13 protein-coding genes are annotated in these 13,525 nt (G+C 72.0%); 2 read left to right on the top strand and 11 right to left on the bottom strand.

Going from position 1 to position 13,525, the window contains the following annotated elements; translation table 11 throughout:
* Positions 1–10: 10 nt before the first annotated feature.
* The 6 genes from OIB37_RS25815 to OIB37_RS25790 all read right to left on the bottom strand — a co-directional run bounded on the left by OIB37_RS25815 (position 11) and on the right by OIB37_RS25790 (position 6,670).
* Positions 11–1,693, bottom strand: a complete 1,683-nt coding sequence (locus OIB37_RS25815) for an urease subunit alpha (protein WP_330459989.1) — start codon at positions 1,691–1,693, stop codon at positions 11–13.
* The gene (gene ureA, locus OIB37_RS25810) at positions 1,690–2,478 is read right to left on the bottom strand and encodes an urease subunit gamma (protein WP_330459988.1); all 789 of its coding nucleotides are present in this window, start codon (positions 2,476–2,478) and stop codon (positions 1,690–1,692) included. Before ureA ends, OIB37_RS25815 begins: the two co-directional genes overlap by 4 nt.
* A gap of 216 nt (positions 2,479–2,694) precedes the next feature.
* Positions 2,695–3,801: a branched-chain amino acid aminotransferase gene (locus tag OIB37_RS25805; protein ID WP_330459987.1), complete on the bottom strand. Its 1,107-nt coding sequence runs from the start codon at positions 3,799–3,801 to the stop codon at positions 2,695–2,697.
* Positions 3,802–4,111: 310 nt separating this feature from the next.
* Entirely contained in the window at positions 4,112–5,155 is a 1,044-nt protein-coding gene (locus tag OIB37_RS25800) for a 3-isopropylmalate dehydrogenase (protein ID WP_330459986.1), read from the bottom strand.
* A 207-nt stretch (positions 5,156–5,362) separates the two neighbouring features.
* Positions 5,363–5,494: a hypothetical protein gene (locus OIB37_RS25795; protein WP_330459985.1), complete on the bottom strand. Its 132-nt coding sequence runs from the start codon at positions 5,492–5,494 to the stop codon at positions 5,363–5,365.
* Positions 5,495–5,707: 213 nt separating this feature from the next.
* Positions 5,708–6,670, bottom strand: a complete 963-nt coding sequence (locus OIB37_RS25790) for a LysR family transcriptional regulator (protein WP_330459984.1) — start codon at positions 6,668–6,670, stop codon at positions 5,708–5,710.
* Positions 6,671–6,772: 102 nt separating this feature from the next.
* On the opposite strand from OIB37_RS25790, the gene OIB37_RS25785 reads away from it, so the two are divergent.
* A complete protein-coding gene (locus tag OIB37_RS25785; protein WP_330459983.1) occupies positions 6,773–7,765 on the top strand; it encodes an NADP-dependent oxidoreductase in 993 nt (330 codons plus the stop codon).
* A 6-nt stretch (positions 7,766–7,771) separates the two neighbouring features.
* Here OIB37_RS25785 and OIB37_RS25780 read toward each other — a convergent pair whose 3' ends face one another.
* From OIB37_RS25780 to OIB37_RS25760, 5 genes are all read right to left on the bottom strand, one after another.
* Positions 7,772–8,314: a GNAT family N-acetyltransferase gene (locus tag OIB37_RS25780; RefSeq protein ID WP_330459982.1), complete on the bottom strand. Its 543-nt coding sequence runs from the start codon at positions 8,312–8,314 to the stop codon at positions 7,772–7,774.
* A 9-nt stretch (positions 8,315–8,323) separates the two neighbouring features.
* A complete protein-coding gene (locus tag OIB37_RS25775; protein ID WP_330459981.1) occupies positions 8,324–9,256 on the bottom strand; it encodes an alpha/beta fold hydrolase in 933 nt (310 codons plus the stop codon).
* A 156-nt stretch (positions 9,257–9,412) separates the two neighbouring features.
* Positions 9,413–11,053, bottom strand: coding sequence for an L-glutamate gamma-semialdehyde dehydrogenase (gene pruA / locus OIB37_RS25770; protein WP_330459980.1), 1,641 nt, complete (start codon positions 11,051–11,053; stop codon positions 9,413–9,415).
* Between the two features lie 38 nt (positions 11,054–11,091).
* Positions 11,092–11,232, bottom strand: coding sequence for a hypothetical protein (locus OIB37_RS25765; protein ID WP_330459979.1), 141 nt, complete (start codon positions 11,230–11,232; stop codon positions 11,092–11,094).
* Positions 11,225–12,151, bottom strand: a complete 927-nt coding sequence (locus OIB37_RS25760) for a proline dehydrogenase family protein (RefSeq protein ID WP_330459978.1) — start codon at positions 12,149–12,151, stop codon at positions 11,225–11,227. The genes OIB37_RS25765 and OIB37_RS25760 overlap by 8 nt, the downstream gene beginning before the upstream one ends.
* 167 nt (positions 12,152–12,318) lie before the next feature.
* Here OIB37_RS25760 and OIB37_RS25755 point away from each other — a divergent pair, with 167 nt between their 5' ends.
* Positions 12,319–13,524, top strand: coding sequence for a PucR family transcriptional regulator (locus OIB37_RS25755; protein WP_330459977.1), 1,206 nt, complete (start codon positions 12,319–12,321; stop codon positions 13,522–13,524).
* Position 13,525: the final 1 nt, after the last annotated feature.

Below are 13,525 nucleotides of genomic sequence, written 5' to 3'. Positions count from 1 at the left end.
TCGTGGCTCCCTAGAGGAAGTAGAGGCGGTTGAGGGCGACGGAGTCGGCGGGCGCGGAGCGCAGCGGGTCGCCGTCGAGGGTGACCAGGCCGGTGCGCTGGTCGACGTCGACCGCGCCGGTGCGGGCGTTCAGCCGCAGGTCGGCGGGGCCGATGCCGCGAGTGCCGCGCACGGCGACCCGGCGGCGCCGGGTGGGCAGGGTGTCGTGGCCCTGGTCGAGGGCGGCGCGGGCGACGAACGCGACGGAGAGGTCGGCGGGCGTGGCCCCGTACGCGCCGAACTGCGGTCCCAGCACGAGGGGTTCGCAGGTGTCGGTGGCGGCGTTGGGGTCGCCGGTCACGCCGTACGCCGGGAAGCCGGCCTTGAGGACGAGCTGCGGTTTGGCGCCGAAGTACTCCGGGCGCCACAGCACGATGTCGGCGAGCTTGCCGGTCTCGATCGAGCCGACCTCGTGGGAGAGGCCGTGCGCGATGGCCGGGTTGATGGTCAGCTTGGCGATGTAGCGCAGGACGCGGGCGTTGTCGTCGCCCTCGCCGTCGCCCTCCAGCGGGCCCAGCTCGGCCTTCATCTTGCCCGCCATGGCGAACGTACGGCGGACCGTCTCGCCCGCGCGGCCCATGCCCTGGGCGTCGGAGGAGGTGATGCCGATGGCTCCGAGGTCGTGCAGCACGTCCTCGGCGCCCATGGTGCCGGCCCGGATGCGGTCGCGGGCCATGGCGGCGTCGCCGGGCAGGTCGGTCTTGAGGTCGTGGACGGAGACGATCATGCCGTAGTGCTCGGCGACCGCGTCCCGGCCGAAGGGCAGGGTGGGGTTGGTGGAGGAGCCGATGACGTTCGGGACGCCGGCCATCTTCAGCACGTTGGGCACGTGACCGCCGCCGCAGCCCTCGATGTGGAAGGCGTGGATCGTGCGGCCGTCGAGGACGCTCAGGGTGTCCTCGACAGACAGGCACTCGTTCAACCCGTCGCTGTGCAGGGCCACTTGGACGTCGTGCTCGTCGGCGACCCGCAGCGCGGTGTCCAGGGCGCGGGTGTGGGCGCCCATGTCCTCGTGCACCTTGAACCCGCAGGCGCCGCCCTCGGCCAGCGCCTCGACCAGCGGGGCCGGCGAGGAGGACGAACCCCGGCCCAGGAAGCCGATGTTGACCGGCCAGGCGTCGAAGGCGTTGAAGGTGTGCCTGAGCGCCCAGGGGGAGTTGACGCCGACGCCCCACACCGGGCCGAACTCCTGCCCGATGATCGTGGTCACCCCGGAGGCGAGGGAGGCCTCCATGATGCGCGGCGACAGCAGGTGCACATGGGTGTCGACGGCCCCGGCGGTGGCGATGAGCCCCTCGCCGGAGACGATCGAGGTGCCGGTGCCGACGACGACGTCCACCCCGTCCAGGGTGTCGGGATTGCCGGCCCGGCCGATCGCGTGGACGCGGCCCTCGCGGATGCCGATGGACACCTTGCGGATGCCCTGGACGGCGTCGATCACGACGACGTTGCTGATCACGACGTCGCAGGTGTCGCGGACGGCGGCGGCCTTGAGGTGCAGTCCGTCGCGGGCGGTCTTGCCGAAGCCGGCCAGGAACTCGTCGCCGTGCTTCTGCGCGTCGGACTCGACGCGGATCACCAGCCCCGAGTCGCCGAGCCTGACGCGGTCGCCGGCGCGGGGGCCGTGGGTGGCGGCGTACTCGTACGGATTCACCGGCCCTCGCCCTCCAGGCCTTCAGCCGCCAGATCATCGGCCATGGGGTCATCGGCCGCCAGGCCGTCAACCGCCGGGCGTCCGGCACCCGGATGTCCGGGCCCCGGGTCTCCGGCCCCCAGGTATCCGCACGCGGCGGCCCTGCGCAGGGCCTCCTCCCGGGCTCCCGGCGCGTCCAGCGGTCCGTCGACCAGGCCGGCGAAGCCGATGGCGATCCGCTCGCCGCCGATCGGTACGAGGCCGACCTCGGCGCTCTCACCCGGCCCGAACCGCACCGAGGATCCGGCGGGTACGGCCAGCCGCATGCCGTAGGCGCGCTCGCGGGGGAAGTCGAGCCGCGGGTTGGCCTCGAAGAAGTGGAAGTGGGAGGTGACGGAGACGGGCACGGCGGCGGTGTTGGTGACCGTGAGCCGGCGGACGGGCGCGGGGTCGGCGTGCTCCGGGCCGGGCAGCAGCGCGCCCGGTGCCCGGTCACCGAGGCCGCCTCCGATGGGGTCGGCGACCACCGCGAGCCGGGAGCCATCGTCGAAGACGGCCTCGACGTGCACCTCGGTGACCACGTCGGCGACCCCCGGCAGCACGTCGTCCGGGCCGAGGACCGAGCGAGCCGCCTCGATGGCCTCCGCGAGCCGCCGGCCGTCCCGGGCGGCCTCGCAGACGGTGTCCGCGATCAGCGCGGTCGCCTCCGGCACGTTCAGCCTGAGGCCGCGCGCCCGGCGGGCCCGGGCCAGCTCGGCGGCCCCGAAGAGCAGCAGCCGGTCACGTTCGGTGGGGGTCAGTCGCACGACGCGGCACCTCTTTGCCTCACATACGTTTAGAGCGTCACTCTAAACGTCGTATCCGCGAAACAGAAGGGGCCTTCGACGAACAGAAGGGTCGTCGACGTCACCCCCGCACGCTTGTTTGAGTGTTGCTCAAATCGATCGGCGCCCCGGGACGCGGCAGGGCCGCCCCGGACGCGGTGTCCGGGGCGGCCCTGTGCGGTGGGAGCCGGGTGGGGGTCAGCCCAGCTCGTGCATCCAGCCGTGCTTGTCCTCGGCGGTGCCGCGCTGGATGTCGAGGAGGGCGCGGCGCAGGCGCATGGTGACCTCGCCGGGCTCACCGCCGCTCTGCTTCCACTCGACGCCGTCCCGCTTCACGGTGCCGACCGGGGTGATCACGGCGGCGGTGCCGCAGGCGAAGACCTCGGTGAGGGTGCCGTTCTCGGAGTCGCGCTGCCACTGGTCGGCCGAGACGCGGCCCTCCTCGGCCTGGTAGCCGAGGTCACGGGCGACGGCCAGCAGGGAGTCGCGGGTGACGCCCTCCAGGATGGAGCCGGTCAGCGTGGGCGTGACGATCACCGGCTTTTCATTGGACGCAGCCCCGTACACGAAGTACAGGTTCATGCCGCCCAGTTCCTCGACCCACTTGTGCTCGACGGCGTCGAGGTAGCAGACCTGGTCGCAGCCCTTGACGGCGGCCTCGGCCTGCGCGAGCAGCGAGGCGGCGTAGTTGCCGCCGGTCTTGGCGTCGCCCATGCCGCCGGGGACGGCGCGGACGCGGTCCTCGGAGACCCAGATGGAGACCGGCTTCACGCCGCCCGGGAAGTAGGCGCCGGCCGGGGAGGCGATGACGATGAAGAGGTACTCGTTGGACGGCTTGACGCCCAGGCCGACCTCGGTGCCGATCATGAAGGGGCGCAGGTAGAGGGACTCCTCGCCACCGTGCGCGGGCACCCAGTCCTTGTCCTGCTGCACCAGCAGGTCGCAGGCCTCGATGAACGTCTCGACCGGAAGCTCGGGCATGGCCAGGCGCTTGGCGGAGCGCTGGAAACGCCTGGCGTTCTGGTCGGGGCGGAAGGTGGCGACCGAGCCGTCGGGCCGGCGGTAGGCCTTCAGGCCCTCGAAGATCTCCTGCGCGTAGTGCAGGACGTTGGTGGCCGGGTCCATCGGGATCGGCGCGTACGGAACGAGCTGACCGTCGTGCCAGCCGCGGCCCTCGGTCCACTTGATCGTCACCATGTGGTCGGTGAAGTGGCGGCCGAATCCGGGGTTGGCCAGGATCGCCTCCCGCTCCGCGGCGGCGAGCGGGTGGGCGGAGGGCTTGAGCTCGATCGTGGGCGTCGTCATGACGGGGAGTCCTTCGCTTCCTCTGTGGGCGGAGCCAGCTCCGGTCTTTCGGCCGGGGTCCGGGGGTGTCCCCGGAAGATGCAGCACCGGTTGTGGTGACGGGCCGCGCTCACGCCCGCACGGCCCGTGGCCGGAGTGAGGACGTCCGAGCATTCCCCATATCGCGGCTCCGCGTTCGATTATCGCGCGCGGGTGGCGATGGAAGGAATCGGGGTGAATGCGGCCCCGGGTTCGATGGTGACACCCGGCGGCCGCACAGGAAAAGCCGCCGGGTGCGGTGCGACCCGGCGGCTTTGCAGGCAGCGCGGGGTCAGCCGGCTACGCGTACGGCGAGGGCGTCGCCGATCTCGGAGGTGGAACGGGCCGGCTTGCCGGCCCGTTCGGTGAGGTCGGCGGCGACCGCGGCGTCGATCCGGTCCGCCTCGGCGTCGTGGCCGAGGTGGCGCAGCAGCAGGGCGACGGACAGGACCGTGGCGGTGGGGTCGGCCTTGCCCTGGCCGGCGATGTCCGGGGCGGAGCCGTGGACCGGCTCGAACATGGACGGGAACGCGCGGCTGGGGTTGATGTTGCCGGAGGCGGCCACGCCGATGCCGCCGGAGACGGCCGCGGCGAGGTCGGTGATGATGTCGCCGAAGAGGTTGTCGGTGACGATCACGTCGAACCGCTCGGGCTGGGTGACCAGGAAGATGGTGGCCGCGTCGACGTGGACGTAGTCGGTGGTGACCTCGGGGTACTCCTCGGCCACCCGGTTGAAGACGTCCGTCCACAGGTGCCCGGCGAAGGTCAGCACGTTGTTCTTGTGGACCAGCGTGAGCTTCTTGCGGGGGCGGGCCTGGGCGCGCTCGAAGGCGTCGCGGACCACGCGCTCCACACCGAAGGCGGTGTTGACGGAGACCTCGGTGGCGACCTCGTGCTCGGTGCCCTTGCGGATGGTGCCGCCGTTGCCCGTGTAGGGGCCCTCGGTGCCCTCGCGGACGACGACGAAGTCGATCTCCGGCTGGCCGGCGAGCGGGGTGGCGACGCCGGGGAGCAGCTTCGAGGGACGGAGGTTGACGTGGTGGTCGAAGGCGAAGCGGAGCTTGAGCAGGAAGCCGCGCTCCAGGACGCCGGAGGGGACGCCGGGGTCGCCGATCGCGCCGAGCAGGATGGCGTCGTGCCGCTTCAGGGCGTCGAGGTCGGCGTCGGTGAGGGTCTCACCGGTGGCGCGGTACCGCCTGGCACCGAAGTCGTACTCCTTGGTCTCCAGCTTCACGTCCTGCGGCAGGACGGCGGAGAGGACCTTGAGACCCTCGGCCACGACCTCCTGGCCGATGCCGTCACCGGGGATCACTGCGAGATTGATGCTGCGCGACATGCCAGCACCGTACTCCGCATCCCAGGGAATGACATGGGGAGTCCGGCATGCGGACACCCGGTGTGTCGGCGGCAGCCCGTCGCCCGGCGTTCACCCGCACGGCCGCTGCGTCGACCGCTTCGGGGTGCGGCGCGGCGGGTGAGCCGGTCCTGTGGGCAGGACAGCGCGTCCTGCCCACCGGCGGGTGGTGCGGCTCCCGGCCCCGGCTCAGTGCCCGGTGGAGCCGCCGTTGTCACGGCGGTCGAGGGCGCGCTGAAGGGCGGCGGCGGCGCTCTTGCGGTCGGTCTCGTTCGTGCGGGACACGTGGCGGACTCGGCGGCGGCTGGTCGTCTCGGCCATGGGAATTCGACTCCTTCGGAAACCTGGAGCACGGCTGGGGCGGGTTGCGAGACTCCTCCGCTGCCTAATGGGCGCGGGAGTACCCCCAGATACGGCGGACCGGCCCGCAGGGATTGCCTGCGCAGGGCTCGGATCACGACCGCCATTCGCTGGATCGAGCGAGTCGTTCGGCTCCTTCCACGCTAAGGGAGCCGAACGTATCTGTCTGCATAGTTACTCGGACGTCCTAGTATCTGAGACGACGGACCGGATCACACCGCCGTGACCTGCGCCTTTCCAGAGCGGAGCAGGGGGGGCCGTACGAAGGTGGAGGGCGCGCAGCTCACGGACGAGCGCGCGCACGGCACCGGTGGCGGCCAGCTCGGGCGTGGTCACGTACCCGACGGACCGGTGCGGGCTCAGCGGCCCCAGGTCGGTGATCTGCACGCAGGAGAGCGCGGCGGCGAGGGAGAGCGCGGGCATGATCGCCATGCCGAGGCCGCTGCCCACCATCGCCAGCACCGCGCCGTCGTCCTCGGCGGTCACGGTCGCGGCCGGGATCCACTCCTGGGCCGCCCACCAGTCCCGGGTGTACGAGCCGCAGTTCTCCGCCCAGTCCACCAGGGGCAGTCGGCGCGGTTCGGGGTGTCCGGCGGGGTGCACCAGGGCGTACGGCTCCTCCATCAGCACGTCCCCGACCAGCCCGGCGGGCAGGGGCGCGCCGTCGGCGAGGGTGGCGATCCCGAGGTCGGCCCGCCCCCGCGCGACCTCTCCCGCGGTGCCGGCGCCCAGTTCCCGTACGACGCTCACACTCACCTCGACATCCGGATGCCGTGCGGTGAGCCGTTCCAGGGCGGGCGGCAGCAGGGACAGGGCCGCGCTGCGGAAGGCGGCGACGCGCAGCGGTCCGGCGACCTGGCCGGTGTCCGCGCCCCGGACATCGGCGGCCAGCGCCTGGAGCATCCGCAGCACGCGCCGCGCGTGGGCAACCGCCCGCTCCCCCGCCGGCGTCGGCCGGGCGCCGAACCGGCCGCGCTCGAAGAGCACGGCACCCAGCTTGCGTTCGACTCCGCGCACGGCGTGGGAGACGGCGGACTGGGTGGTCCCCAGGAGGCCGGCCGCGGCGGAGAACCCGCCCTCGTCGGCCACTGCGACGAGGATTCTCAGCTCCTGCGGGGCAAGGTCGGCTGCGGTCACGGGGGACTCCCACCTGCTGCTATGAGGACGGCTCATGGATCACCGCGTTGCATGAGCCCAACCCCCTGCCCGGTCCGGGCATTCCTCCGTACGGTCCCTGCCATGACCGAGACCGCGCTCACCGTGCAGCAGACCGCCCGCCCGACCGGCCTCCCGACCGCCGGCCACTTCCGCTTCGCCGAGTCCCCCGTCCCCGAACCGGCCCCCGGCACGGCTCTGGTGGAGAACCTGTACTGGTCGGTGGACCCGTACCACCGCGAAATGATGGACGGGCAGTTCGAGTTGAACGCCCCGCTGGAGGGCCGCACCCTCGGCCGGGTCGTCGCCTCGCGCACACCCGCGCTCCCCGAGGGCGAGATCGTCCTCCACCGGCATGGCTGGCGCACCCACTCCGTGGTCCGCCCCGAGGAGGTGCGGCACCTGCCCCACCACCCGGATGTGCCGCTCTCGGCCTACCTGGGCGTGCTGGGCGGCACGGGCCTGACCGCCTACGTCGGCCTCACCCGGATCGCCCGGCTGCGCGAGGGCGAGGACGTGTTCGTCTCCGGCGCGGCGGGCGGGGTCGGCACGGCCACCGGCCGCTTCGCCCGTCTGCTCGGCGCGGGCCGGCTGATCGGCAGCGCGGGGTCGGCGGAGAAGGTCACGTACCTGACGGAGAAGGTCGGTTACGACACCGCCTTCGACTACCACGGCGCCCCGGTCGCGGACCTCCTGACCGAAGCCGCCCCCACCGGAATCGACCTCTTCGTCGACAATGTCGGCGGCGACCACCTCGGCGCGGCGGTCGGCGCCCTGCGCGACCGGGGCCGGGTGGTGCGCGTCGGCACGATCGCCCAGTACAACACCCCGGACGCGCCGCCGGTCCGCTTCGACCACGCGGACGTCGTGGAGAAGAGCCTGCGGATCGAGGGCTTCCTGGTGCGCGACCACATGGACGCGCAGAAGGAGCTGTACGACTTCGCCGTGCCGCATCTGCGCAGCGGGGCGCTCGCGCTGGACGAGACGGTGGTGGACGGTTTCGAGCGGATCGTGGAGGCGTTCCTGCTGATGCTGCGCGGGGGCAACACGGGGAAGATCCTGGTCCGCAGGAACTGACGTACCTCAGGCGACGTCGCCGTCACGCCAGTCGAGGACCAGCTCGTGCTCGGGGTCGAGCGGCCTCCCGGCGCGCGCCGGCCAGAGGTGGATGCCCCCCTCCTCCTCCGCCAGGCGGACGATCCCGTCGGGTGAGAGGCCGTGCACCCGGCCGCCCCACCGCTGCCAGCCCCGGGACGCGTACAACGCGGCGCCCTGCGCGCTCGCGGACAGTGCGCCGAGGTCGTAGGCCCGGTCGATGATCCCTTCGACGACCTCCATCACCTGCCCGCCCAGCCCGGTCCGGCGCACGTCGGCCCGTACGGCGACGGCCTCCACGTATCCGGTGCGCAGCCAGCGCCCGCGGTGCCGCATCCGCCGCATCACCACCGAGCCGTGGGCGGCCGGCCCCCTGTCGTCCTGGACCAGGACGTGCAGGCCGCCCAGGCCGTGGTCCCAGTCCTCGTCGCTGAAGCCGCCGTCGAACGCCGCGTCCAGCAGGGCGCGCACGGAACGGAGTTCGGCGGCATCGAGATCGGCGGTGTGGACGGTGCGCGGGCGCGGGGTCATGCGGTCAGGTTAAAACCTGTCCTCCGGATCCTGCCGGAGCCGGCCGGAAAACACCGCCTGCCCGGGCCGGCCCGCGCCGGACGGCAGGCCCTGGAGTGCACCCACCACCGCGTCCCGGAATCCCCCGGGGTCCTCCACCCACGGCAGGTGGCCCGCGTCCGGGAGGCTCACCCGGCGGGCGCGGGCCAGGGCTTCGGCGAGGGAGTCGACAGCGGAGCGGGGGCGGAGGTCCCGCTCCCCGTCGACGATCAGGGCGGGGACGTCGAGCCGGGTGCAGGCGGTGTACAGCGCGGGGGTGCCCCAGGTGCGCTCGCGCTCCAGGTTGAGGGCCCTGTTGCAGGCGGTGTTGACGCCGAACCACGGGTCGGCCATGCGCCGGGCGAGCTCCAGGGCCCGCTCCCGGTCCTCGAACTCGGCGGACCAGCGCAGGACGGCCAGTTCCCGTTCCTCGTCCGGGGTGCGCGCGGCGGGGGCGACGCCGGCCAGTTCCCGCCAGTGGGCGAGGCGTTGGGGGTGGTCGGCGAGCCGGGCGACGAAGTTCGCCTCGTGGGCCGGGCGCCAGCCGGCGTCCGGGCCGATGCCGGTGCCGGAGACGTAGATCAGCGTGCTCACCCGCTCCGGGTGCGCCAGTGCGTAGCCCAACGCGAGTTGCGCGCCCCAGGAATGGCCCAGCAGCGCCATCCGCTCCATCCCGAAGTGCCGTCGTACGGCGTCCAGATCGGCGACGAAGCGCTCGCTCGTCCACGGGCCGTCGGACGGCGCGGAGCGCCCGCAGCCGCGCTGGTCCCAGCGGACGGCGGACGTGGCGCCGGCGACGAGTTCGGCGACGTCGCCGAACATGTCCCACAGTCCCGGACCGCCGTGGCACAGCACCAGCGGGTCGCCCGGACCGGCCGTCCGGACCGCCCACAGCCGTGCCGCGTCGTCGGTCGTCACCGTCATGCGTCCAGTGTGACGCCCGGGGAATGTCCGGGGAAATATCCGGGGATGCCCCGGGAAAAGTCCGGGAGACGTCCGGGAGACGTCCGGAAAAAGGGAACGGGCCGGGAAGCCTGTTCGGGGGAGTTCAGGCTTCCCGGCCCGCGTTCACGGGGCTGGTCAGCCCATGTGCGGGTAGCCGTACTCGGTCGGCGGGACCAGCGTCTCCTTGATGGCGCGGGTCAGGGTCCAGCGCATCAGGTTCTGCGGGGCACCGGCCTTGTCGTTGGTGCCGGAGGCGCGACCGCCGCCGAAGGGCTGCTGGCCGACGACGGCGCCGGTCGACTTGTCGTTGATGTAGAAGTTGCCCGCCGCGTAGCGGAGCTTCGCCATCGTGTGGGCGGCCGCGGCGCGGTCGCCCGAGATGACCGAGCCGGTGAGGGCGTAGTCGGAGACGGACTCCATCTGGTCCAGCATCTCGTCGTACTTCTCGGCCGAGCTGTCGTCGTAGACGTGCACGGCGAGGATCGGGCCGAAGTACTCGGTCGTGAAGACCTCGTTCTCCGGGTCGGTGCACTCGATGACGGTCGGGCGGACGAAGTAGCCCACCGAGTCGTCGTACGTGCCGCCTGCGACGATCGTGCAGCTCGGGTCGGACTTCGCGCGGTCGATCGCGGCCTTGTTCTTGGCGAAGGAACGCTCGTCGATCACGGCGCCGATGAAGTTCGTCAGGTCGGTGACGTCACCCATCTTGATGCCGTCGACCTCGGCCGCGAACTCCTCCTTGAAGCCCGAGTTCCAGATGGAGGCCGGGACGTACGCACGCGAGGACGCGGAGCACTTCTGGCCCTGGAACTCGAAGGAGCCGCGGGTCAGCGCGGTCTTCAGCACGGCGCGGTCGGCGCTCGGGTGGGCGACGACGAAGTCCTTGCCGCCCGTCTCACCGACGATGCGCGGGTAGGAGCGGTACTTCTCGATGTTGTTGCCGACCGTCTTCCACAGGTGCTGGAAGGTCTTGGTCGAGCCGGTGAAGTGGATGCCGGCCAGCATCTTGTGGTTGAGGGCCACCTCGGAGACGGCGATGCCGTCGCCCGTCACCAGGTTGATGACGCCCTTGGGCAGCCCGGCCTCCTCCAGGAGCTGCATCAGCAGCACGGCGGCGTGGGTCTGCGTCGGGGACGGCTTCCAGACGACGACGTTGCCCATCAGCGCCGGGGCGGTCGGCAGGTTGCCCGCGATGGCGGTGAAGTTGAAGGGGGTGATCGCGTAGACGAAGCCCTCCAGCGGGCGGTGGTCCATGCGGTTCCACACGCCCGGGGAGTTCGCCGGCGGCTGCTCGGCGAGGATCTGGCGGGCGTAGTGGACGTTGAAGCGCCAGAAGTCGACGAGCTCGCAGGGGGTGTCGATCTCGGCCTGCTGCGCGGTCTTCGACTGGCCCAGCATGGTGGAGGCGGCCAGCGTCTCGCGCCAGGGGCCCGCCAGCAGCTCGGCGGCACGCAGGATGATCGCGGCGCGGTCGTCGAAGGACATCGCGCGCCAGGCCGGGGCGGCGGCGAGCGCGGCGTCGATCGCGTCCTGCGCGTCCTGCTGGGTGGCACCGCGGAAGGTGCCGATGACGGCCTTGTGGTTGTGCGGCTGGACGACCTGGAAGGCCTCGCCGCCGCCCATCCGCTTCTCGCCGCCGATGGTCATCGGCAGGTCGATCGGGTTCTCGGCCAGCTCCTTCAGCTTGGCCTCCAGGCGGGCGCGCTCGGGCGTGCCGGGGGCGTAGCCGTGCACCGGCTCGTTGACGGGGGTGGGGACCTGGGTCACAGCGTCCATATGATCCGTAACTCCTTTATCGTGAGCGGGTGTCGGGCTCAGCCCTTGGTGATCATGCTGCGTACGAAGAACTGCAGGTTCGCCGGCTTCTCGGCGAGGCGGCGCATGCTGTGCTTTCCCGGGGGACAACCCCCGGACCCCCGGCCGACGCCGCGGCACAGCCCGGTTGCCTCAGCCACGACTGATCATGCTCCGCAGGAAGAACTGCAGGTTCGCCGGCTTCTCGGCCAGGCGGCGCATGAAGTAGCCGTACCAGTCGGTGCCGTAGGCGGTGTACACACGCATCCGGTGGCCCTCGGCGGCCAGCCGCAGGTGCTCCTCGCCGCGGATGCCGTAGAGCATCTGGAACTCGTACTCGTCGAGCTTACGGCCGGCCTTGTGCGCGAGCTCCTGGGCGATGGCGATCAGGCGCGGGTCGTGGGACCCGATCATCGGGTAGCCCTCGCCGTTCATCAGCGTCTTCAGGATACGCACGTAGGCCTTGTCGATCTCGTGCTTCTGCTGGTAGGCGACCTCGGCGGGCTCCTTGTAGGCGCCCTTCACCAGGCGCACCCGGCTGCCGGCCGCGGCGAGGCGGCGGGCGTCGGCCTCGGTGCGGAACAGGTAGGCCTGGATGACGCAGCCGGTCTGCGGGAAGTCCTTCCGCAGCTCCTCGTGGATGGCGAACATCGAGTCGAGGGTGGTGTGGTCCTCGGCGTCCAGGGTCACGGTGGTGCCGATGGCGGCGGCGGCCTCGACGACCGGGCGGACGTTGGCGAGGGCCAGCTCGTGGCCGCCTTCCAGCGCCTGGCCGAACATGGAGAGCTTGACGCTCATCTCGACCTTCTCCCCCAGCCCCAGGAGCTTGAGGTGGTCGATCAGGGCCAGGTAGGCGTCCCGGGCGGCGTAGGACTGCTCGGGCGTGGTGATGTCCTCGCCGACGACGTCCATCGTCAGCTCAAGGCCCTTGGCCGTGAGGTCCTTGATGATCGGGACGATGTCGTCCACGGTCTCGCCGGGGATGAAGCGGTCGACGACCTGCTTGGTCACCGGGGCCGCCGAGATCAGGCGACGCATCCGGTCGCTGCGCGACGCGGCGAGAATCACGGGACCCAGCACGGGGCACCTCCACAAACAAAAGCACCGAAAACGGCCGGCATCCGACGATTCGGAGACGGCACGGAGAACCACCGTGAAACCTAAGGATCTCTCCGATGGTCGGCCATCGACAGCTGTCACGCATCCGTTGCCGGGATCTCAGACAGATGTATGAAGGCCGCTAGGAAATGCGGCAGAATGCCCGGGTGACGTCGGAATTCAAGGGTGACTACCAGGAGCTGGTGGACGAGATCTCGGAGCTGCTGGGCGCACCCGCGACCCTGGAGAACCGGGACTTCGAGCTGATCGCCTTCGGCGCGTACGACAGCGAGGGCGAGCTGGATCCGTCGGCCCTGGACCCGGTGCGCACCCGCTCGATCCTGACCCGGCGGTCCACGGCGACGGTGCGGGCGTGGTTCGAGGGGTTCGGCATCACGCGCGCGACGGGACCGGTGCGCATCCCGCCGACGCCGGAGGCCGGCGTCTACCGCGGGCGCGTCTGCCTGCCCGTACGCCATCGGGGTGTCGTCCTCGGCTACGTCTGGCTGCTGGACGACGACCCGGGCCCGACCGACGCGCAGCTGGCCGCGGCCATGGAGGTGGCGGGCCGGATCGGCGCGCTGCTCGCCGACGAGGCACGGGCCGGGGCCGGCCTCGGCCGCGAACTGCGGGCGGTGCTCACGGCGGAACCCGGCTGGCAGCAGGACATGGCGGTGGCGGAACTCCGTACGGCCCTGGGCGCCCGTGCCGACGGCCCGCACACTCTCGTCTGCCTGGCCCCCTGGCCCTCGGCCGACCCGGACGACGCCCCGTCCACGCGCACGGTCCCGCACGCCACGGCCCTGTGCACGGTCCCCTGGAGGACCACGGCCCAGAGCCTGGCGGTGCTGGTGCGGCTCCGCTCGACGGACGTGCGGACACCGGCGCTGACGACCGCGGCACGCCTGCTCAAGGAGGCGGAGGGAGCACACCGCACGAAAGGCGCGGCCGCCGGGGTCGGCGAACCCCGCGTCGGCCTCGTCGAACTGGGCGCGGTCTGGCAGGAGGCCACCGCCGCCGCGCGCGCCGCGCTGGCCGAATCGCGGCTCGGCCCCGTCGCCGAGTGGGGGCACATCGGCCCGTACCGGCTGCTGACCGCCCTGCCGCCGGAGTCCGCCCACGACCCGGCGGCCGGCCCGCTCCTGACGCCCGCCCACCAGGAACTGGCCCGCACCGCCGAGGTCTACCTGGACTGCGCGGGCCAGGCCGGCCGCACGGCCGCCGAGCTGGGCATCCACCGCCAGACGCTGTACTACCGGCTGTCCCGGGTGGAACAGCTCACGGGCCTCGACCTGGACGACGGCGAGGACCGGCTGCTGCTGCACATGGCACTGAAGCGGGCGCGACTGGCCTGAG

The sequence above is a fragment of the Streptomyces sp. NBC_00820 genome (assembly GCF_036347055.1).
GTDB lineage: Bacteria > Actinomycetota > Actinomycetes > Streptomycetales > Streptomycetaceae > Streptomyces.
Note: the sequence above shows the minus strand (reverse complement) of the source record. Positions and strands in the feature narration are given on the sequence as shown.